Below are 20,776 nucleotides of genomic sequence, written 5' to 3'. Positions count from 1 at the left end.
AGGTTTAATCAGATCTGGCGGGGGATTTGTTATCGAAGTAATAATTAAACTGAAGAATTAAGTAAAAAACTTTATGGGGAAGTATACAAATTGGGCAGAGAAAAAGGTAATAGGTAAGCACTTTACAAGTGCTTACCTATTAAAACCTCATCCAGAGAAATGATTCTATGCTTTAACTCTTTATTCGAATCTAAAACACCTATAACAATTTGATTTTCTTCTGTTATTGTCGCATATCTAAAATGTTCATCCCCATTAATAAGGAAGGTTGTTTCCTTTTTTGCCTCCATCCTCGGAAAGACACTTTCGATGTACTCAAGTGGCAGAACATCATCTAATCCTTCTGTTGGTCTACCAACCCATTTAAATAGGAAATCTTTGAGTGTAAATTGTTCAATCATAGATAATTTTTTCTTGAATTGTAGTTGATCCACAGTTACTGTTTTCAGCTTAATCACTCCTCAAATAGTAAGTAAAGTTTATACTTTCATATTCTTAACATCAACTGTATTGAGGTGACAGAATAATTACATTTTGATTTCGGGTTAGTTGTACAACAACAATATTAAGAAAGGATTTTAAACAAGCAATTTATATGGTAAAAAAACACCCAATTGTTGAAACCTTCCATAATTTCAAACGTATGACATATAAAGAAGGGAGTGGAGTTATGTTTAAAAATAATCACCAAGTAACATCCTTTTTTATTTGTTTACTGTTAATCATGTCAGGGTTCTTACTAGCTGCGTGCTCTCAAAAAGAAGAGGAAGATCAGCATAAGACAGCAATTAAAAAGGTTCTTGAGCATCAGTTTACTGGTCCAGATGAGGAGTTTATCGAGCTAATTAATAAAGAAGAAATCCAAGAATTAAGTACGTATTATGCAAAGGTATACGGACCTTACTTTACAGAATCTGGGCTCGATTCCTTCATAGCTGCATTTGCCACTCAATACCCAACATATGCTTACGATAGTGGCTATAAGCTGAGTCTTAAGAATATCACGATTGAGCAAAGTGAGAATACTTCAAATCGTTATAGCTTCATAGCAGAGGTCGGTTGCCAGAAAAATGGTGAAGAAGAAAAAACTGCTAATGTAGAAGGGGATGTCCGTTTTTCTACAAAGGATGAAGGGAAAATAGATGGATTTCAATACGTGACTGACAATGGCCTGACGGATATGTTAAGAGCGGGTAATTGAACAATTTAACCAGCAAGGACAAAAAGGACCGAACCGGTTCTTTTTTTGATGATGCAAATAACAAAAGACCGTCGTATGACGATCCATACTTAGGCAATCGGTGTACCATTTTTAACAGGCTCATCTAGTTTTAAAAGAACTTCATCACCCTCTTCTGTTACACCTCCAATAACTAATACCTCTGATTTGAATCCAACAATTCGACGAGTTGGGAAGTTTACAACTGCGACTATACCTTATTAGTCATCAATAAATAAAAGGCCGGAGTCCTAATCATGATATGATTGTAACTATACATTGGTAATTATGAAAATTATAGGCTTTATTCTGATGAAAACCTTAATTAAATGTTTGATGAATAAAGCCGAATAGTTAAACAAAGATTGAGTAATTGGGAGTTATGAGATGAAAAATAAAAAAAGAAATAGAGACGGTTTTTTTAAAGATACCCTAATTGAGTTCATATTTGAAGTGGTTTGGAATATCTTAATGTTTATACCAAAAATGATCATTCGCCTTATAGGGAACATTTGGTGAAGGGATTAGTCAAAATAGAGCGAAAGAGGGCAATTGAAAATAACAGGAAAATAGGAGGTATGAGATATGAAGATCAATAGGATAGATCATGTGAGTATAAACGTAAATGATCTTTCAGCGGCTAAAGCGTTTTTTCTTGATTTAGGACTTGAAGTGCAAGCGGAATGGGAATTGGATGGAGAACAGCTGGACAGAATTGTTGGGCTTAATGGTGTTAAAACGGCATGTGTAGGATTGGGGATGCCAGATGGTCAGGCATGGATAGAGCTAGTCAAATTTCATACGCCGTCAGATGAAAAAGGTGTTCAGCAACCTTTTGCAAATACGCTGGGTATCCGACATATTTGCTTTGCTGTGGAAGATATTGAAGCCATTGTTGCAAAATTGAAAAAGAAGGGCACGGAAATCTTTAGCGAGATACAGCAATATGAAGAAAGTTATAAGTTATGCTACGTTCGTGGTCCAGAGGGAATTATTTTAGAGTTGGCGGAGAAAATCAGATAAATATGGAATGGGACTTTAAATGATTTCAATCTCCAACTTTAAAGATTTTTTCTTAAACAAAAGGGTGCGATACTGGAAGATCCGGCTGCCTTCATTGGCAGCTTTTTATTATACAACTAACGGCGTTCGCAGATTCAGGAATGATTGCTGTGGCAATCCGTTTTTTGATGTACGAAAGGGGCAGTTTACTTTAAAAATGATTATAATTGAATAAAGAACTGAACTCAGAGGTGCTGCTGTTTCTTAATTTAGGAGGTTTATGATGAAGTTTTTAATAAAGTTAAATACTATTAGTGCCTTATACGCTATAGCGTTGTATATTGCAATCGAACTCATAGTAAATGTATCTCATATTAGTACGTTAACTGGCTGGGAATGGGATAATGTTTACTTTGTCATTGCTGTTATTAATGTTATTGGACTTCTACTTTCGACCATTTTCTTCATTTGCTTAACAAAAAAATGGACTATAGGTAGAAAATACAGCTATTTGTCATACCTTTTGTGGGCACCTTATTTTATTCTTTTTTTCTCTTTTTTCCCTGTTGTCTTTCCTATTAATGCAGGAGTCACACTTTTTCCGAGATTTAGCCTTCTGATTTATGGGTCTGTCATTCTGTATCCTGTTTACATATTATTTATTAATCTATATGCTTCACCTCTACGTACAGATCATGAGGAATAAAGCTTTAATAATGAAAGGGCAAGCGGAATGGGAATTGGATGGAGAACAGTTGGACTGATTGATGTTAAAACGGCATGTGTAGGATTGGGGATGCCAGATGGTCAGGCATAGATAGAGCAAGTCAAATTTCATCTTTTAGAAAATGATAATAATAAAGTCACTTCCAAACGTTTATGGAAATAAGGAAAAGGATTTTTTATTGCTACATAATGGTTCTGAGTTTTTTACACACGAGTATGACTGCTCCTATTGTTTTTATTGATTAATTGGGGGATTTAAATAATGCGATACATTAAAATCTGTTGCTTTTTTATAATTTTCACCTTGTTGTTAACAGGGTGTTCAGGTGTGGGAAAAGAAAAAGCGTCATCATATGGGAAGATAACTGTTGTGCCATATAACATGACTGAAAAAGAAAGCTTGCTCATAAGTAAAACAGGTGTAGAGGATATTGAATTTTTTAAGTTGGAAGGCGAATTGAAGAAAGAAGATGATTTACAATTTGCCATTGAGAAATATGAAAACGGAAAATTTAAAGAAGCGTTGCTATCCACTTCGAATGAACCGAAAGCAACATTTAAAGACAGCCTCATTTCTTTTGGAATTAGCAACATTCAGGACGAAGACTATTCTTTAAAACTGACAGCTGGTACACCTTCTGGGGTTAATACAGCGATTTACCCAACTAACATGAAAATGTTCTCGGTTTCTTTTAGTAAGCTAGTAGACGAAAAAGTTACTTTAGAGAAAAATAAACCTGTTTATTTAGCGGCGTGGCTAGGCACTACTAAAAACGGACTGCGTTCTGTTGGAAGCGAAAATGGGGAACTGCCCACGGGTATGGAAGAAGCCGAGATTGCACTTTTGTACAGAGTTTTATGGACCGATATGTATAAGAAATAACTTCTGTTTTACTACCCCCTTAACAATGTAAGAATAATTGAGAATCTTTAAGTTACCCCAATATACGATACGATATCACCTCTACAGTGGAAAAGAAGATGATGTGACTTTAATGCTTGATAAGAGCTTATTTGAATTAACCATTTTAATAGAGCCAGCTGATTAATTGAATTACTAGAGGAAATGAAAATGAAGAAAATTCACCTGATAGGATGAGTCTGTATATAAGAGCATTTGACTAAAGAGTGGATTGCTGCGGCAATAATAGCAGCTCTGTTTCTATTCCAAAACAAAAAAAGGAAACAGCCATTCAACTGATTCCTTTTTAGACTTGAACATTGGTGGATCTCACATTAGAGCCTTCCCGCTTGAGCCCCTGCTGTTGTTGCGTAATCTGGTAATGCCGGGTCTGACATAGACTCTACTAACTTCGACTGGTCAGAATTCTCTTTTGAGCTTTGGTCGGACAGTGACCGGATTTGGTCCTTTATTTTATCAATGTTTTCTGAAGAGGCAATGCTTTTTATTTGATTTATGACTTTAGTGCGAGATTCCTTATTCCTCAACAGGTAAGCAGCTCCACCTATGGCTAATGTGCCAACAATCTTATTTAGCATAATATCTCATCCTCCTTGTCGATATGTTTATACCCTTTAATCCTATTGTTAAACAGTATCATTCTAGGGCTTTTTATAGGTGATAGAATGGTGTAGCTTCAAGCATATTGGATTCAGGTTGGTTCAAGAAAAAAACAAAAAATGTCAATCATGAAAAGGTGGACTTATTTGTATAATTATTGGTTGCCCGTTAGCTTATTATAAGAGTAAAAAGGAATAGATAAACATTATTATGCTAAAAATCTAGGATTAAAAACCGGCAATGAAATTGCTATACAAATTGGTAAAAAGAAATACTTAGTGGACTATTTAAAATTTGGTTACTACACACCTGTTGACCGTCCAGGATTAATAATCTTCAGGAAAAGTGAATAAGGTAAAACAGTATATTCTTGAAGGGGGAGTCTAATTGAATTACTTTAGAAAATGGATAAATCGGACGTTCAATCATGATCTCAGAAAAAAATTGACTCTCGTTTTGGGAGCTCAATACGAACCACAAACATTTGGGCAACCAGTTGAACGAAACCAAACTTCGTTAATAAGTTCCAGAGATGCCGAAAAATACTTTCGTCCTTCCCGCCTCCCAATTAAAAATACCCTTATCAAGAACAGCCAATTTTTTGCTCCCTATTATGAAAAAAACTACAAAGAAATTAAACTACCTGCAACATTATCTCGGACTCCTGATGAAACTGTTTTAAACTACTTTAGTATTTTAAGAGAGGCAGAAAACCTCACTCAAAACCAGTTGGGTGGGTGCGGAACGGTGGGGATGGCAAAGTTGCCCTATCCAATTGCTTATAACTTTTTTACTAACGACTATCACAAAAGGGTTTCCTATAATGAATATCTTCAATCGTTTGCTGGAATTGGACATCTAAATTTAATTAAGATGAACAGACTTCCTGATGAAAAAGGCATTGTTCCTTATTTCATTGAGCTGGAAAGCATCGAAGGTTCATTAAAAGGTGTCACCTATTTTGCTTATTATTACGGCTATGTCCAATTAAAAAAAGTTCAAAATCTATATAAAATTGACCAGATGAAATTGTACGGAGAGGACTTCCTATGTGCCCCCTATCATCTTTGGCAGCATGATGCGGAAGCAGTCGTTGGTATTATGTATGGTGAATGGTGCAAATTAATAAAAAAACAGCTGCCTACTAAACAAGATGGTTACGTCAAAACCATTGATTTTATTGGTACGGACGGAGCCGATTATCGGTTTATCTTTTATCAATTAACAAATGATACAGATGTATTAATTTCTCAATTTAAAAAGGATTCTGAAGGAAACTGGGATTCCATCAGAATTGATCCTAACAAATGTCTGAAAAACTAAGCGTGATCATTAAATGAAAGTTCTTTTTTCACCTAAAAGGTTGGGTGATGAAGGTATTTATATTTTTTTCTTGAATTACTAATTTAATTTAAAAAATAGTAATTAGAAAAGTGAGGGAGTTTAGTATGATGATAAAAGGTTTCGGCGGAATCTTTTGGAGGACTAAAAATCTAGATGCGATAAAAAAATGGTACAGTGAAGTGCTGAAGCTGGAAATTGATAAGTGGAATGGGACTATTATTAAATCCGATTCAGAAAATGAAACTGTCTTTTCTTTCTTTACTGAAGATGACCCTTATTTCCCAACAGAACAGCAAGTGATGTTAAATTTCCAAGTTTATGATCTAAACGAGACAATTCAGCATCTTGAACAAATGGGTGTACCTCTTGCAAAGGAAAAAGAGAGTAGTGATTTTGGTCAGTTTATTTGGATTAAAGATCCCGAAGGCAGACTAATTGAACTATGGGAGAAATAACGGATTCCGTTTCCTATCGCAAAAACTCAAAAATGCAGCTGAATTTGTACTGCCTTTTATAACTGTTTTTGCAATTAAATGTAAAATGGCTCAGTTCACCATACTGAGCCATTTTACTATCAATTCCATACCTACACGAAAATCACAAGTGAATACTAACAGACCCTTATGTTTAAAAAATGGAACCTTTCCTAATCAAAATACATCTTACTCTCGAAAGACAAATTTGAATAAAACGCCCACAAACGCTGGTCAACAGCATTTGTGGGCGCTTTATATTTTTATAAACTAATGAGATAGAAACTTTGTGCTCTCTTGCACCATTTCAATAAAATACTTCATAATTCTACTATCTTCTGTTAACTCTGGATGAAAGGAACAACCTAAAAATTGACCCTCCCGAGCTAAAACAATGCGTTCTTCATATTTTGCTAGAATTTCAACATTTTCACCTGCAGCGACGATATGCGGTGCCCGGATAAAAACAGCAGGAAAATCTCCGCCTTCTCCTCGAACGGATAGGTCTGCTTCAAAACTATCTACTTGGCGTCCAAATGAATTCCGTTCAACAACTACATCCATTAATCCTAGATGCGGCGAAGCTTGGCCAACGATATTTTTTGCTAATAAAATCAGGCCTGCACATGTTCCGAACATAGGAATTCCTTTGTCTGCCAAAGCGCGAATAGGTTCTAGTAAGTCGTAACGGTCCAGCAGTTTACTTATTGTCGTGCTTTCGCCTCCAGGTAATATCAGACCATTTATTCCTTTTAGATCTTCAACCGATTTAACGGGGATTGCCTCACAACCAAGTTCTTCAATTTGTCTACTATGCTCTCTGACTGCACCTTGTAATGCCAATATACCGATTTTAAGCATATTACCAGCCACGATCCTGCATACGTTCACTTGCATGTAGCGTTGCAATTTCAATACCCTTCATAGGTGTACCCAATTCTTTAGAAATTTCAGCAATCAGTTTATAGTCTTGATAGTGTGTTGTTGCCTCTACAATTGCACGTGCGAATTTCTCTGGGTTATCAGATTTGAAAATTCCTGATCCAACAAATACACCATCTGCGCCAAGTTCCATCATTAAAGCAGCATCAGGGGGTGTTGCCACACCGCCAGCAGCAAAGTTTACAACTGGTAAGCGGCCTAATTTTTTGATTTCTACTAATAATTCAAATGGTGCGCCTAAAACTTTTGCCTCTGTCATTAATTCATCTGTACTCATACTGACAACACGTCTTACTTGTGCATTCACTTTACGAATATGACGAACCGCTTCTACAATATTACCGGTTCCCGGTTCCCCTTTTGTTCGTAACATGGATGCTCCTTCTCCAATACGGCGTGCAGCTTCCCCTAAATCGCGGCAGCCGCAAACAAAAGGTACGGTGTATTCACTTTTTAATAAATGGAATTCTTCATCTGCAGGTGTTAATACTTCACTTTCATCAATGTAATCGACACCCATTGATTCTAATACACGTGCTTCTACAATGTGGCCAATACGTGCTTTTGCCATTACTGGAATCGTTACAGCATTCATTACTTCCTCTACTATACGAGGATCTGCCATACGGGCTACTCCGCCAGCTGCCCGGATGTCTGATGGCACTCGCTCTAAAGCCATAACCGCAACTGCACCTGCAGCCTCTGCAATTTTTGCTTGTTCGGCATTAATGACGTCCATAATGACGCCGCCTTTTTGCATTTCTGCCATTCCGCGTTTTACTGTTTCTGTACCTACTTTTTTCATATAAAGAACCTCCAAACATTTATGATTATTAGTATAATAGAAATTAACATTATGAAAAGGTTCAATTTTTAAAAAATTCATATGGTCAGCAGGGGGGATTAAAGGTGGATATGCTTATGTTTAAATTGGATAAAAGTAATACAATGCCATTATATGAACAGCTTTATACCGGTATTAAAGATGCTATTATCCAGAAACAAATTGAAGTTGGAACCAAATTACCATCAAAAAAAATTCTAGCTGAATTTTTAAATATCAGTCAAACAACCATTGAATTGGCTTATGCCCAACTGATTGCAGAAGGATATGTGGCATCTAAACCTCGGATTGGATTCTTTGTAGAAGAGATCGATGATTTACCCTATATTGAAAAAGGACGTTTAAACATTCATGTAGAGGCAGCCAAGAAAGAAAACTATCAATTTGACTTTCATCCAGGAAAAATCGATACGGACTCATTCCCATTTTCCCTTTGGAGAAAATATGCAAAAAATTTATTTGATCATAGTTCAAAAGAGTTGTTACAAATTGGAGACCATCAAGGAGAATTTGCCTTGAGAGAGGAAATTTCAAAATATCTTTATCAATCAAGGGGGATTGTATGTAAACCAGAACAAATTGTCATTGGTTCGGGAACGGAACAATTACTTCCCCTGATTCTAAGATTACTTGAAAATGAATCAAAATTTGCCCTTGAAAATCCCGGATATTCAGCCATCCCAAAAATACAATTGCAAAATAGAGCCATTCCCATTCGGGTAGATGAAGATGGCTTAGTGGTGGATGAACTTGAACAGACAAATGCCAATGTTGTTTACATCACACCCTCTCACCAATTCCCTACGGGTGCGGTTCTATCGGCAACAAGAAGAACGCATCTGTTAAATTGGGCAGCAAAAGGTGAAAATCGCTACATCATTGAAGACGATTACGATAGTGAGTTTCGTTATATCGGAAAACCGATTCCTGCATTACAAGGATTAGATCAAAACAATAAAGTCATTTATATGAGTACTTTTTCCAAATCATTAATGCCATCATTACGAGTAGCTTATTTTATATTACCGATACCCTTACTGCAAAAATATCAAGAGACTTTCAGTTTTTACTCAGCAACTGTACCTAGATTTGATCAGCATATATTAGCTAACTTTATGAGAGATGGATATTTTTCCAAACACTTAAACCGAATGCGGAAAATTTATCGTAAAAAACATGAAAAATTAACTCAAATATTCGAAACGCATTATCCTGATGTAATCATCACTGGCGACCAAGCCGGAATGCACATTTTAATTTCTGTCCCCCTGTCAAAAGGTGAAGATCAGTTAAAACAGATTGCAGCAGATAACAATATTGCTATCTATCCGGTAAGCGATTATCTATTACGGCCAATTGCTTATCAATATCCAACTTTTCTATTTGGCTTTGGTGGTATTCCATTCGATCAAATTGAAAAAGGCATTCACCAATTAATGAAATGTTGGGGTATTTCAAGAACAAAATGACAATGTGAGGCGATGGAGATAAAAATGGTGGAAATGCAATTAAAGAAGGCGATTGATTTACGGCAGAGGGGACACCATGAAGAATCGAGCGAATTACTTATTAAACTGGTCGAGGAGTTCCCCGATCATGCGTCAATTAACTATCAATGTGCGTGGAGTTTCGATGTATTGGGAGAAGAATCGAAAGCCGTACCCTTTTATGAGAAAGCAATCAAATTAGGATTGTCTTCAAATGAATTGGAAGGAGCCTTATTAGGATTAGGGAGCACCTATCGAACATTAGGAGACTATGAAAAGTCCAAAAGCATATTTCTGAAGGGGATTGAATCCTTTCCAACCAACAGGGCTATTCAGACATTCTATGCGATGACATTGTATAATTTGAACGAACATAGCCAAGCGATGGAATGGTTACTTACATGCTTAATAGATACAACTACCGATGATGAAATCTTACGATATAAAAAAGCAATTGAGTTCTATTCGGATAAATTGGATGAGATTTGGAATTAGCTTTTTGAAAATCGGAACTTATGACTATATGCTTAAAAATCTGGCTGCTATATATGCAGCCTTTTTCGTATGCAACTATTGGCGCAGGATGTGTAATAAGGCAGGACTTTTGGAGGGGATGTCGAATTATATTTTTATCTGATAGTAGATAGGGTGAGCGAAACGTGTTAAAGGCTGCAAACTGGAAGAAGGAAGTTATCCGCATTTTAATTTTTCTTATCATTTGGTCTGTATATGCATACCAAAAGCCAATACTGACAACAGATAAAGCCACTGGTTATGCATTTTTGTGTTTGAATATTCCACCCAAAAAATTAGGAATTAAACCCGTGGATCTTAATTATTCCGACATAACACTAGAGAAGTTGTCTATTGATAAAAAAAGAGGTTATTTTAATCAAATCACTAATCAACGCGAGTTGAGTGTGACACTGAAAACGAAAGATGGAAAAGAACCTACCATTCGAATAGACGCGTATAATGGAAAATGCCTTGAAGTGATTAATCCAATACAGTAACTATTTCTCATTCGCCATCAGGAAACGTGCAATCCAGTTCAGATTTTATTAATCAACTGGTGATTGATCAACTTGTATCATAATTTTGGTCACGTAGTGTTCCTTATGATTCATGACAACGGTGTCGTAAATATACTCTTCAAAAACATAATCACCTAAGGCTAAATGTAATCGATCCATTTCTGAAAAAAGGCGCTTATATGTTTTATGGATCGTTTTCTCATCCCCTAAATGATATCCAATGAGAAAATCACCCTTCACACTTTTAAAATAGGGATACCCTTCCTTTGGATGCGGCTGCTCAATATATAAATAGCTGTAATTCGTGAATTCTCCCTTTAATACGTGCTCTCGTTTCGATATCACACCTATTGGATATCCTGTATCAAGTTGTGATACGTTCAGTTCATTAATAAAGTCTGATAAGACCTCTACAAATTCGTCATCCGTTACATTTTCAATATTTCTACTTATATAAAGGGTTACTTCTGGTAATTGTTCAAGCGTCATTTGCTGAAAATCAAGCTGTGCCGCTTCCTCCATTAAGGCTACTTTTGCCTCGATCATTTTTTCCTTCATTTCCATCTCCTGACGTATTTTCACGATCTCTTCTTTTTTTTGGTACATTAATGACAAAAAACGTTCAGGCGATTTATTTTGCATATATTGTTGAATATCGTTTAGCGACATTCCAAGATCCTTTAATAAATCGATCACAAAGAATAGCTCTATCTGGCGAATGGAATAATATCGGTACCCTTTTTCATTTTTCCATACCGGAGACAAAAGCCCAATTTGATCGTAATAAAAGAGGGTCTGTTTGTTTACTTTACAAAGCCTCGCGAATTCCCCAGTTGTTAAATATTTGCCATGTTCTTTATTCATTTTTTTAAAGCTCCATCCTTGAGTATATAGTAACTATATACACTAGGATAGAAATTGTAAATAAATGAAAACAACATACGTTAATTGTTTTTTTTAAGGAGATATAAAAGATGAAGACACATAAAGTTATGTTAGGTTTAGTATTATTGAATTTATTTATCGCCTTTTTGGGAATTGGTCTTGTCATTCCAGTTTTACCAACGCTGATGAATGAATTAGGGATTACGGGAACGACAATTGGGTATTTAACAGCGGCATTTGCCATTGCTCAATTGATTGTTTCTCCATTTGCAGGGAAAGCGGCAGATAAATATGGCAGGAAGATTATGATTGTCATTGGTTTATTTATTTTCGGTTTCTCAGAATTTTTATTTGGGATCGGCAAGGAAATAGAGGTTCTATTTATTTCGCGTATTTTGGGTGGTATTAGCGCTGCGTTCATTATGCCAGCTGTGACCGCTTTTATTGCTGATATTACCAATTTGGATACTCGCCCGAAAGCACTCGGGTATATGTCTGCTGCCATTAGTACAGGATTTATTATTGGTCCTGGTATTGGTGGATTCTTAGCGGAATTTGGAACACGAGTACCATTCCTCTTTGCAGGAGTACTTGGTACCATTGCGGCGATCCTTTCGCTTATTTTATTATCTGAACCAAATCGTAATGAAGATCATCATGAACAAGTCTCGGATGGTAAGAGCAGCTTCGAACGTATTTTTAGCCCCAAATACTTCCTTGCGTTTATTTTAATTTTTATCGCCTCATTTGGTTTAGCCGCTTTTGAATCGTTCTTTAGTCTATTCGTCGACCATAAATTTCAATTTAAACCATCCGATATCGCCATCGTTATCACTGGTGGGGCAATTTTTGGAGCCGTTGCACAAGTCCTCTTATTTGATAGGCTTACTCGAATATGGGGTGAAATTAAACTGATTCAATATAGTTTACTATTATCAGCCGTACTTGTCTTTTTAATGACTGTGGTTCATTCCTATTTTTCTATTTTACTCGTTACATTTATTGTTTTTGTAGGATTCGATTTGTTCCGACCGGCCATCACTTCCTACCTCTCAACTATCGCGGGGAACGAACAAGGTTTCGTCGGCGGGATGAACTCCATGTTCACAAGTTTAGCGAACATAAGCGGACCCATTATAGGGGGGATGTTATTTGACATCGATCTTAACTACCCTTATTACTTCGCGACAGTCATCCTATCTGTGGGAATCGTGCTTACATTGGTCTGGAAAAAGCAAACAAATCCATCTTCAAACGAAGTGAAGGCTCGTGCAGTTAATTAAGAAAAAACACAAGATGAACTTGTATAACGAGCTTGAGCAAGGATTAATGATCCTTAAACACTTACTAAACAGCCTAAATTAATTACTTTTGAAATGGTATTTTTGAAATAGAAGTTTATAACAAGGGTATTTTATTATAGATTATGAAATAATCAAAAAATTGTTTGCCATACAATTATGATATTGTATGGCATTTTTATTCATGTTAAGATGTTTGAAATCTTGTTGGATGATAAGCTTCTAGAAAGGTGGGATACATTTTGATACAAGATGGCGTAAAAAAGTTAGACGTTCAACCGGCCTGGTTACAAGTCTACATTCGTTCTCCAGAAAAACAAAAACAACTATATAAGAGAACATTACTCGTTGTTGTCTTATCCCAAATTTTTGGAGGAGCAGGACTTGCCGCAGGAATAACAGTGGGGGCACTTCTAGCTCAAGACATGTTAGGGACAGATAGTGTAACAGGATTGCCTTCGGCGCTATTTACTTTAGGGTCAGCAGGAGCTGCACTGCTTGTGGGAAGACTTTCTCAAGCGTATGGACGGCGTTCTGGACTTGCTTTTGGGTTTTTAGCTGGAGGGATCGGTGCTATTGGAGTAGTCATTTCAGCACTAACAACTAGCATTCTACTATTATTTATTTCACTGCTCGTCTATGGGGCTGGATCAGCTACAAACTTACAAGCACGCTACGCAGGAACAGACATGGCGAACCGGGCACAAAGGGCAAAAGCTGTTAGTATGGCCATGGTTTCCACCACATTCGGAGCTGTAGCAGGTCCCAACCTGGTGGATGTAATGGGTGAGTTTGCGATATCCATAGGTATTCCAGCTTTAGCGGGTCCATTTTTATTAGCTGCAGCAGCTTATATCGTTGCTGGTTTGATTCTCTGCATTTTTCTCAGGCCAGATCCTTTAATTGTTGCTAAAGCAATATCAGATGCTAAAATATCAACCGGTGATTCAATTTTAGGGGAACATTCCGATTCGTTATGGATCAACAAGCGAGGTATTTTTGCTGGAGCTTCAGTAATGGTTCTAACTCAATTTGTTATGACTGCCATTATGACGATGACACCCATACATATGGGACACCATGGACATCATTTGAATGAAGTAGGACTTGTGATTGGATTTCATATAGGAGCTATGTTTTTACCTTCTTTAATAACAGGACATCTTGTTGATAAAATTGGTCGTGCTACAATGGCCATTGCTTCTGCTGTTACGCTGCTTGCCTCTGGCATTCTAGCTGCATTAGGACCTCCTGATTCGATGGTCGTACTCGTTCTGTCACTTGTTTTACTGGGCCTTGGTTGGAATTTCGGTTTAATTAGCGGTACAGCAATCCTCGTAGACGCAACTCACGCCTCCACTCGAGCGAAGACGCAGGGCTCTGTAGATGTTGGGATTGCTTTGTCAGGGGCAATAGGAGGAGGCCTATCCGGATTGATTGTCGCCCATTCTAGTTATGCAGTGCTTTCCATTGCTGGCGGGGTGTTTTCATTAGTGCTTATTCCCATTGTTATTTGGGCAGGTATTGACAAACAGAGGAAGTCTACTAAAATTAAAATGACTGAAAATTCAGGGAACCAAGCGAGTAAAGGCAGCTAAGAGACTTTCCGAGTTACAGTCTACTACCAAAGGCATGGGTTTGGAAAGAGAAAATTATTTTTGCTGGAACAGAGACAAGTTCACAATTTGGCGGACATCTTGAAGGTGCTCTTCAATCAGCGGAACAGGCAGTTTTTGAAATCATTCATTTAAATAAAAAGCCTTTATGAAAATGAGCTTTTCCATACAAGATGAACCATGGGTGAACCGTCCCTGTGGTTTTCTTTAACATCACCAATAATAGATATAGTGTTTGACATCATTTTCTACTTCCATGCCTACTTTTTCATATAGAGCTTGCGCTTTTGTATTTAACGCACCTGTTTCTAATGCAATAGATCGCGCATCGTGCTGTTTTGCAAATTGAAAGGCTTGTTCCATTAATTTTTCTGCAATACCATGTCTCCGATAATCTTCTGCTACATACAAATCATTTAAAATAAAAGCCCGTTTCATCGCAACGGATGAGAATGTTGGATACAACTGCGTAAATCCAACACACTGATTATCCATTTTCGCTACGAATAAAATGGAATCTTCATTTAAGAGACGTGCTTTTAAAAATTGTTTTGCAGCCTGAATATCGCTTTGTTGATGATAAAATTTTCGATAGGCATTGAATAAATCTGCCACTGCTTCTACATCTTCTACTGCTAAGCGTTCGATAATCATCACTATTCCTCATTTCCTTTAAATTAAGTATAATTATAGAAAATAGATTGACATTCAAAAAGATACAAGAATAAACTTTTTCGAATGTCAGAAAGGTCGATTTTCTTGTATCATTTTATTTTCCCATTCAATCCATATCAGCCAAAATATATTCAAATATACGAACAATTTAAAGAAATCATTGAAAGTAATAAGATTGCTTCTGATGAACGATTACCTTCTATCCGTTCTCTTGCAGAAACACTTCATGTAAGTCGAAATACAACCTTACAAGCATATGAACTATTACTAGCTGAAGGCTATATACGCTCTGAAGAGAAAAAGGGTTATTTTGTCAATCAATTGGAACCGTTCTTTATTAATCCAACAAATCCAACAACTCAGCCCAAAATACCAAAACCGCTAAATCATACCATTGATTTTAGAATAGGTGCGATCGATCAAGAACACTTCCCTATGAAAAAATGGCGGCAAATGTCAAATGCGATTCTCAAACAAGCAAATAGCTATACATATGGACAGTCTTTGGGAGAAGATTCGTTTAAAGTTGAAATCGCTAATTACTTGCTGCAAGCAAGAGGTCTTCAAATTAAACCTGAACAAATTGTTGTTGGCAGCAACACGCAGCAATTATTACTACATCTTAGCTTCTTATTAAAAGATATATTTTCAAGCATCCTTTTAGAAAATCCCGGATACGACGGTGCTAGAGAAGTGTTCCAAATACAGAAATTTCAAATGGAAGCGATCACTGTTACAAACCAAGGGTTAGCCATGGAGGAACTTTCACAAAAAGAAAGCTCATTATTTTACGTGACTCCTTCTCATCAATATCCATTTGGTACAGCATTATCCATTCAACAAAGATGGCAATTGATTCAATGGGTACATCAAAGACAAGGTTACTTAATTGAAGATGATTATGATGGTGAATATCGATATGGCCAAAAAACTTTCCCTGCGTTAGCTTCTCTAGATGCAAGTCGCGTCATTTATTTAGGGACATTTTCAAAATCATTTTTGCCGGCTATTCGACTGGCATATATGGTATTGCCCGAACCATTACTCCCTTCCTATTGCGCGCAATTTGGACACTTTGAACATAATGCGTCATTGCTGCATCAGCTAACCATGACGGAATTTATGAAATCAGGTGAATGGGAGAAGCACATTAAACGCATGAGGAAAGTGTATAAAGGAAAGATGCATTTCTTAGTGGAACAACTTAAGACGATGTTTCCTGATCAACTTGAAGTCATTGGTACAAATGCAGGTCTGTATGTAATGATTAAAGTAAACACCCCCTACAGTGAAACTGAATTAATTGAAAAAGCATTTAAAGAAAATGTAAAGGTCTATCCAACCAGTCCCTTATTTATTGAAAATCTAGCCGTACAGCCACATTTACTATTAGGATTTGCAAACCTCTCTTCCCAGCAAATTCAGACGGGATTATCACTTTTAAAAAAAGCTTGGGATATGTAGATCATGGGGTGACCATGTGAACCGTCCCGTCCCTGTGATTTTTCATTGTGAAGTCATTTATTGTCCATGGTTGTAAAGCTGTGTTTACCGAAAAATAAAAAGCCATTCCGCGGCAAATGCTTGGAATGGCCAATTCATTTTTACCCTTCATTTTTTGTCGTAAAATCGGGTACGAGCCAATAGATGAGCAAGCCGGCAATGGTAGCGTAGGCGATACCATTATGAGCATATCCAACACCGATGATGAAGATGATCGCGACGATGATCAAGTTTTTCATATTGGCCAGACTCACTTTTTCCTCAAGGAGGTGTCGGATTCCCATTGCAGCGATCATACCAAAGAGCAGGATGCAAATGCCACCCATTACGGCAACTGGAATCGATTGGATAAATGCTCCCACTTTACCGAACAAGCCAAGAAGAATGGATAGAACAGCAGCGCCTTGAATGATCCTGCTGGAAAACTGGCGCGTGATGGCTAGAACCCCGAGGTTTTCCGCGTAAGTTGTTTGTGCGGGACCGCCGATGAACCCCGAAACTAATGTTGCAATGCCATTCCCCCATAGGATGCTAGAAAATCCGGGATTCTTTGTTACATCTTTTCCGGTAATTTCATTTAGCACAAACATATGCCCAAGGTCTTCGATGATGGTAACCAGGGCAATCGGCGCCATTCCGAAGATCACGACCCAGGTGAACTCCGGCATGACAAAATGGGGAAGAGCAAATGCCGGTGCAGAGGCGATGGTATGAAAATCCACCAACCCTCGAACCGCGGCATAAGCATACCCTACTGCAAGACCGATGATGAGCGGTAAAAGGCGGATCACCTTCGTACCTGCAAGCGTTGCGATGACCGCTGCAAGAAGGCTGACGATCGCGACATCCCAATGGGTCGAAGCCATGCTGGTCACCGCCGTGGTTGCCAGTGAAAGACCGATAATACTTACAACAGGCCCAACGACAACGGCAGGAATAACCTTGCGAACTCTTTCAAAGCCGAAAAAGGAAATGATGATAGATACAATAGCATAAACAATGGAAACGCTGATAAGACCTGCAACGGCTTGACCCGGTGAATGTAACTTCCCTACATACAACGCAAGCGGGGCAATAAAGGCAAAAGATGAACCTAGATACGTAGGAACTTTTCCACGTGTAATTAGGTGGAAAATCAACGTTCCTAACCCACTGGCAATAAGCGCACTGCCCGGATCAAGACCGGTTAGTGCCGGCACCAAAATGGTCGCACCAAACATCGCAAACAAATGCTGCAACGATAATGGTATGGCGGTTAAAAAATTTTTCAATTGTGTTCCCCCCTTTTTTTATTCGTTCCTTCATTAATCATATATTTCTTATAATTATTTTTAGAATAAATACGGGATCTATTTTCTAAATATTTCGATTTTTAATGAGGGCGCTTATAGGTGTTGGACGAATCTATATAAAATGATATGTAGGGAAAAAGTACTCCGTTTATATTGGGAAATGTCCTTTTTTCCTTAAAAATAAGGGGAGTTTTTCCGCCTATCTTATTCAAATCGTTGATTTTTGCCTTATTTTGAGCAGTTAACCGGAATATCTCCGCTTATAACTGCTTCTTCTGCTTCCGCTATATACATTAGCCGGAAATACTCCGCCTATGCATTCTCATATTTTGATATTTGAATGTGAATTTAGCCAAATCAGCCATATAGAATCGGTCTACGTAAGGGTTTGGATAATTTTTCAAAGAACCCCCGACGTAGAATCGGTCTACGTAGGGGTTTGGAGAATTTTCAAAGAAACCACCGATATAGAAGTTGAGGTTTTTGTAGACTAAGGGTTATTTGGACTGCACGTTTTCACTTTTCCTCAGCTTATAAAATCGAATGACATTTTGAAGGGTCACTTTAACAACCGAGTAGAGGGGAATGGCGATAATAATTCCGACAAATCCATAAATAGCCCCTGAAATTAACAAAATGAAAATGACAGTTAACGGATGAAGATCAAGTTTTTTCCCCATCACTTTAGGTGTAACCAAACTCCCATCTATTTGTTGAGCCACGATGACAACCAAAACGACTTTTAAAACCATAAATGGACTTTGTAAGAGTGCGACAAGGACGGCCGGGATCATTCCTATCACAGGCCCAAAAAAAGGTACAACCGTCATGCACATGGCGAAAATGGCAAGCACTAGACTATTATTCAGGCCAATCATGCAAAAACCGATATAGAGCAAGATTCCATCGGCTAATGCGATGATACATTGTCCAATTATATAAGCGGATAAGGTCTTATCAATATCGACCAGAATCAAATTTCCCTCTTCTACATGTTCAACAGGAAGATTTTTCAAGAGAGCGGGCTTCAGTTTCTCATCATCCCGTAAAAAATAAAAAACAATAAACGGAACGATTGCAAGAATCATAGCAATACTAGTGAGTGTTGATAGGATATTCGTTATATTTTGGTCGACATGTTTAAAAAAGGAGTTTGAGAGGGAACTTGCTTTTTCTTCAAGCATTCGTAACGAGCTGTTTCCAAAGCTATTATTCTTCATTATATTAAGGGATGCATCTGATATTTTTTCAACCTTGTTGGGAAATTGGTGTGAAAGCTGCTGGACTTGTTGTGTAATGGGTGTGCTTGTAAAATGAAAAAAAAGATATCCAGCCCCGATGAAAAGTAGATAAACAATCAATATACTCATATTTTTGCTGACATATTTGGCAAAAAAGGTGACAAACGGCCTTATGAGATAATATATTAATCCGGAAACGAGAATCGGAAAAAATATAGTCGCAATCATCTTTTTAAAGGGCCATACAAAGTAATCAATCTTCCCAAATAAGAAAATAATTAATAGAATTAGCAGGATACCCATTGCATATTTAAAAAAAGGTCTATTAATCCACATACCATCCACCCTAAAATAAATTACTCCTTAACTAAAGGAATTTGCTTTGCTGCTAAATTAGTTTTTCTATATTTACTATCCACTTTTTGCTATACCTAAACGTCATTCTACAAAACTGGAAGAATAGCAGAAAATAAATGTCAAAAAGAGTTACGTATGGGCTTTCGACAAACTTTTCGAAACGATTCGGAAGAAAGGTTGAGTGTATGTAACGCAAAAAAGGTGCGGCCACAAATGGGTTCGCACCTTTTTCGTCCTGCAATGCAGGGGGGTGAGGAATTTTACTAAGAAAAAGTCCTAGCGCTAAATATAACGGTTCAGGACGAGTGTTCCTTTCGCCCGGAAACTAAATTCCCCATACAAGGTATGATTCAATACATTACTCGAAGTCGCTGTTAAACTTTTCATGTTCATCAGTCCCTTTCTGTTTTAGTATTGTTTTAGCCTTGTGATTTTTATATACCCTTTTCCTCCTGATTCAAACCTTTTATTCCTTTTTATCCTGAATCCTTTTGCTGTCACGAATCTTCTGCTGGCTGGTGTGAAAATATCCGATGCAATGATATATGCCATTGTCCCTCACCGCCCTAACGAACTAATTTATTCCACGTAAAAAACCTGTGAAGTCCCAACATTGAGACAATTCAATCTTCCGCCATATGCACAGCCGCCGTCGATTCCAATGATATGATTATCCCCAAAGTATACATCGCTGCTTTCGTGCAAATAGGTTGTCGGTGTATGTCCAAATACAATCGTCTTTTCTCCCTTGTATCCCTTGTGGAATTCCTCGCGAATCCATACTAGTGTATGTGGTTCCGTCGAAGCTACTGGTGTATTTGGATGAACCCCTGCATGAACAAAGATGTGGGTGTCTGTTTCATAGTAGTACAGAAACGTCTTTAGTATTTCAATGTGCGTGCGGATCGCCTCGTTCATCTGAATTGGCTCAGGCATTTCGTCCGTCGTATACCAATACTCGGCATCGTCCTTTTCTATTTCATAGCCGTAATTTTGAAGCGTCTTTATTCCGCCATTGTAATACCATCTTTTCAAGTTCATTGGATCTCCCTGAAAAGCATCTATCATCATCTTTTCATGATTGCCAATTAAGGCAATCGCTCCCTCGTTCTTCAGATGAATGACTTTGTCTAAAACTGCCTTCGAATGAGGCCCCCGATCAACAAAATCACCTAATAACAATAGCTGATCACGGTCTGAGTCATATTCAACAAGCTCCAAAAGCCGTTCAAATTTATCTAAATCCCCATGAATATCACTGATGGCAAGCATTCGTTTCAACTGTCTCACATCCTTATGTACGGGTACCATTG

Annotated in this window: 21 protein-coding genes and 2 pseudogenes; 13 read left to right on the top strand and 10 right to left on the bottom strand. The window is 37.6% G+C overall.

Annotated elements, in window-relative coordinates; genetic code table 11:
• Window positions 1-122: 122 nt before the first annotated feature.
• Window positions 123-458 (bottom strand): hypothetical protein, encoded by a 336-nt coding sequence (locus tag FAY30_RS23140; protein ID WP_190284738.1) that lies wholly within the window; start codon window positions 456-458, stop codon window positions 123-125.
• Between the two features lie 212 nt (window positions 459-670).
• Between FAY30_RS23140 and FAY30_RS23135 the strand changes: the two genes are divergently transcribed.
• Window positions 671-1,201 (top strand): hypothetical protein, encoded by a 531-nt coding sequence (locus tag FAY30_RS23135; protein ID WP_190284737.1) that lies wholly within the window; start codon window positions 671-673, stop codon window positions 1,199-1,201.
• A gap of 89 nt (window positions 1,202-1,290) precedes the next feature.
• Here the strand turns inward: FAY30_RS23135 and FAY30_RS23130 are convergent.
• Window positions 1,291-1,434, bottom strand: a pseudogene (locus tag FAY30_RS23130) (tRNA-binding protein); the annotation flags it as partial.
• Between the two features lie 370 nt (window positions 1,435-1,804).
• On the opposite strand from FAY30_RS23130, the gene FAY30_RS23125 reads away from it, so the two are divergent.
• The 3 genes from FAY30_RS23125 to FAY30_RS23115 all read left to right on the top strand — a co-directional run bounded on the left by FAY30_RS23125 (window position 1,805) and on the right by FAY30_RS23115 (window position 3,830).
• The gene (locus FAY30_RS23125; protein ID WP_149872058.1) at window positions 1,805-2,242 is read left to right on the top strand and encodes a VOC family protein; all 438 of its coding nucleotides are present in this window, start codon (window positions 1,805-1,807) and stop codon (window positions 2,240-2,242) included.
• A gap of 262 nt (window positions 2,243-2,504) precedes the next feature.
• Complete coding sequence (locus FAY30_RS23120) at window positions 2,505-2,927, top strand: hypothetical protein (RefSeq protein WP_149872057.1); 423 nt, start codon at window positions 2,505-2,507, stop codon at window positions 2,925-2,927.
• Between the two features lie 348 nt (window positions 2,928-3,275).
• Window positions 3,276-3,830, top strand: coding sequence for a hypothetical protein (locus FAY30_RS23115; RefSeq protein ID WP_223820827.1), 555 nt, complete (start codon window positions 3,276-3,278; stop codon window positions 3,828-3,830).
• A 353-nt stretch (window positions 3,831-4,183) separates the two neighbouring features.
• Here the strand turns inward: FAY30_RS23115 and FAY30_RS23105 are convergent, their stop codons facing one another.
• The gene (locus FAY30_RS23105; RefSeq protein ID WP_149872055.1) at window positions 4,184-4,447 is read right to left on the bottom strand and encodes a hypothetical protein; all 264 of its coding nucleotides are present in this window, start codon (window positions 4,445-4,447) and stop codon (window positions 4,184-4,186) included.
• Between the two features lie 409 nt (window positions 4,448-4,856).
• Here FAY30_RS23105 and FAY30_RS23100 point away from each other — a divergent pair, with 409 nt between their 5' ends.
• Both FAY30_RS23100 and FAY30_RS23095 read left to right on the top strand, forming a co-directional pair.
• On the top strand, window positions 4,857-5,792 hold the full coding sequence (locus FAY30_RS23100) for a hypothetical protein (RefSeq protein WP_149872054.1): 936 nt from the start codon (window positions 4,857-4,859) through the stop codon (window positions 5,790-5,792).
• 128 nt (window positions 5,793-5,920) lie between these two features.
• Window positions 5,921-6,268 carry a VOC family protein gene (locus tag FAY30_RS23095; RefSeq protein ID WP_149872053.1) on the top strand — a complete coding sequence of 116 codons (348 nt, stop codon included), beginning with the start codon at window positions 5,921-5,923 and terminating at the stop codon, window positions 6,266-6,268.
• A 288-nt stretch (window positions 6,269-6,556) separates the two neighbouring features.
• Here FAY30_RS23095 and pdxT read toward each other — a convergent pair whose 3' ends face one another.
• On the bottom strand, window positions 6,557-7,147 hold the full coding sequence (pdxT, locus tag FAY30_RS23090; RefSeq protein WP_149872837.1) for a pyridoxal 5'-phosphate synthase glutaminase subunit PdxT: 591 nt from the start codon (window positions 7,145-7,147) through the stop codon (window positions 6,557-6,559).
• A gap of 1 nt (window position 7,148) precedes the next feature.
• On the bottom strand, window positions 7,149-8,033 hold the full coding sequence (pdxS, locus tag FAY30_RS23085) for a pyridoxal 5'-phosphate synthase lyase subunit PdxS (protein ID WP_149872052.1): 885 nt from the start codon (window positions 8,031-8,033) through the stop codon (window positions 7,149-7,151).
• Window positions 8,034-8,137: 104 nt separating this feature from the next.
• Between pdxS and FAY30_RS23080 the strand changes: the two genes are divergently transcribed.
• The 3 genes from FAY30_RS23080 to FAY30_RS23070 all read left to right on the top strand — a co-directional run bounded on the left by FAY30_RS23080 (window position 8,138) and on the right by FAY30_RS23070 (window position 10,572).
• A complete protein-coding gene (locus FAY30_RS23080) occupies window positions 8,138-9,541 on the top strand; it encodes a MocR-like pyridoxine biosynthesis transcription factor PdxR (protein ID WP_190284736.1) in 1,404 nt (467 codons plus the stop codon).
• 27 nt (window positions 9,542-9,568) lie between these two features.
• Window positions 9,569-10,054, top strand: a complete 486-nt coding sequence (locus FAY30_RS23075; protein WP_149872051.1) for a tetratricopeptide repeat protein — start codon at window positions 9,569-9,571, stop codon at window positions 10,052-10,054.
• Between the two features lie 164 nt (window positions 10,055-10,218).
• A complete protein-coding gene (locus tag FAY30_RS23070; protein ID WP_149872050.1) occupies window positions 10,219-10,572 on the top strand; it encodes a hypothetical protein in 354 nt (117 codons plus the stop codon).
• Window positions 10,573-10,620: 48 nt separating this feature from the next.
• Here the strand turns inward: FAY30_RS23070 and FAY30_RS23065 are convergent, their stop codons facing one another.
• A complete protein-coding gene (locus FAY30_RS23065) occupies window positions 10,621-11,457 on the bottom strand; it encodes a MerR family transcriptional regulator (RefSeq protein WP_149872049.1) in 837 nt (278 codons plus the stop codon).
• Window positions 11,458-11,567: 110 nt separating this feature from the next.
• On the opposite strand from FAY30_RS23065, the gene norA reads away from it, so the two are divergent.
• The 3 genes and pseudogenes from norA to FAY30_RS27630 all read left to right on the top strand — a co-directional run.
• Window positions 11,568-12,761 carry a multidrug efflux MFS transporter NorA gene (gene norA, locus FAY30_RS23060; protein ID WP_149872048.1) on the top strand — a complete coding sequence of 398 codons (1,194 nt, stop codon included), beginning with the start codon at window positions 11,568-11,570 and terminating at the stop codon, window positions 12,759-12,761.
• A gap of 257 nt (window positions 12,762-13,018) precedes the next feature.
• Window positions 13,019-14,377: an MFS transporter gene (locus tag FAY30_RS23055; RefSeq protein WP_149872835.1), complete on the top strand. Its 1,359-nt coding sequence runs from the start codon at window positions 13,019-13,021 to the stop codon at window positions 14,375-14,377.
• Between the two features lie 41 nt (window positions 14,378-14,418).
• Window positions 14,419-14,547: pseudogene (locus tag FAY30_RS27630) on the top strand (amine oxidase); the annotation flags it as partial.
• Window positions 14,548-14,608: 61 nt separating this feature from the next.
• Here FAY30_RS27630 and FAY30_RS23045 read toward each other — a convergent pair.
• The gene (locus tag FAY30_RS23045; protein WP_149872047.1) at window positions 14,609-15,049 is read right to left on the bottom strand and encodes a GNAT family N-acetyltransferase; all 441 of its coding nucleotides are present in this window, start codon (window positions 15,047-15,049) and stop codon (window positions 14,609-14,611) included.
• 105 nt (window positions 15,050-15,154) lie between these two features.
• On the opposite strand from FAY30_RS23045, the gene FAY30_RS23040 reads away from it, so the two are divergent.
• Window positions 15,155-16,534, top strand: a complete 1,380-nt coding sequence (locus tag FAY30_RS23040) for a MocR-like pyridoxine biosynthesis transcription factor PdxR (protein WP_149872834.1) — start codon at window positions 15,155-15,157, stop codon at window positions 16,532-16,534.
• A 140-nt stretch (window positions 16,535-16,674) separates the two neighbouring features.
• Here FAY30_RS23040 and FAY30_RS23035 read toward each other — a convergent pair whose 3' ends face one another.
• The 3 genes from FAY30_RS23035 to FAY30_RS23025 all read right to left on the bottom strand — a co-directional run bounded on the left by FAY30_RS23035 (window position 16,675) and on the right by FAY30_RS23025 (window position 20,744).
• On the bottom strand, window positions 16,675-17,844 hold the full coding sequence (locus FAY30_RS23035) for a uracil-xanthine permease family protein (RefSeq protein ID WP_149872046.1): 1,170 nt from the start codon (window positions 17,842-17,844) through the stop codon (window positions 16,675-16,677).
• Between the two features lie 518 nt (window positions 17,845-18,362).
• The gene (locus tag FAY30_RS23030; RefSeq protein ID WP_149872045.1) at window positions 18,363-19,442 is read right to left on the bottom strand and encodes an AI-2E family transporter; all 1,080 of its coding nucleotides are present in this window, start codon (window positions 19,440-19,442) and stop codon (window positions 18,363-18,365) included.
• Window positions 19,443-20,042: 600 nt separating this feature from the next.
• Window positions 20,043-20,744, bottom strand: coding sequence for a metallophosphoesterase family protein (locus tag FAY30_RS23025; protein WP_149872833.1), 702 nt, complete (start codon window positions 20,742-20,744; stop codon window positions 20,043-20,045).
• Between the last annotated feature and the right edge of the window lie 32 nt (window positions 20,745-20,776).

Origin of the sequence: Bacillus sp. S3, assembly GCF_005154805.1 — a bacterium.
In the GTDB taxonomy this organism is placed as follows: domain Bacteria; phylum Bacillota; class Bacilli; order Bacillales; family Cytobacillaceae; genus Neobacillus.
Note: the sequence above shows the minus strand (reverse complement) of the source record. Positions and strands in the feature narration are given on the sequence as shown.

Bases quoted from the DNA above. Each gene is read 5' to 3' on its own strand.
- FAY30_RS23105 (WP_149872055.1), bottom strand. From the start codon at position 4,447: ATGCTAAATAAGATTGTTGGCACATTAGCCATAGGTGGAGCTGCTTAC.
- FAY30_RS23045 (WP_149872047.1), bottom strand. From the start codon at position 15,049: ATGATTATCGAACGCTTAGCAGTAGAAGATGTAGAAGCAGTGGCAGAT.
- FAY30_RS23135 (WP_190284737.1), top strand. From the start codon at position 671: ATGTTTAAAAATAATCACCAAGTAACATCCTTTTTTATTTGTTTACTG.
- FAY30_RS23095 (WP_149872053.1), top strand. From the start codon at position 5,921: ATGATAAAAGGTTTCGGCGGAATCTTTTGGAGGACTAAAAATCTAGAT.
- FAY30_RS23065 (WP_149872049.1), bottom strand. From the start codon at position 11,457: ATGAATAAAGAACATGGCAAATATTTAACAACTGGGGAATTCGCGAGG.
- FAY30_RS23030 (WP_149872045.1), bottom strand. From the start codon at position 19,442: ATGTGGATTAATAGACCTTTTTTTAAATATGCAATGGGTATCCTGCTA.
- FAY30_RS23120 (WP_149872057.1), top strand. From the start codon at position 2,505: ATGAAGTTTTTAATAAAGTTAAATACTATTAGTGCCTTATACGCTATA.
- norA (WP_149872048.1), top strand. From the start codon at position 11,568: ATGAAGACACATAAAGTTATGTTAGGTTTAGTATTATTGAATTTATTT.
- FAY30_RS23125 (WP_149872058.1), top strand. From the start codon at position 1,805: ATGAAGATCAATAGGATAGATCATGTGAGTATAAACGTAAATGATCTT.
- pdxT (WP_149872837.1), bottom strand. From the start codon at position 7,147: ATGCTTAAAATCGGTATATTGGCATTACAAGGTGCAGTCAGAGAGCAT.
- pdxS (WP_149872052.1), bottom strand. From the start codon at position 8,033: ATGAAAAAAGTAGGTACAGAAACAGTAAAACGCGGAATGGCAGAAATG.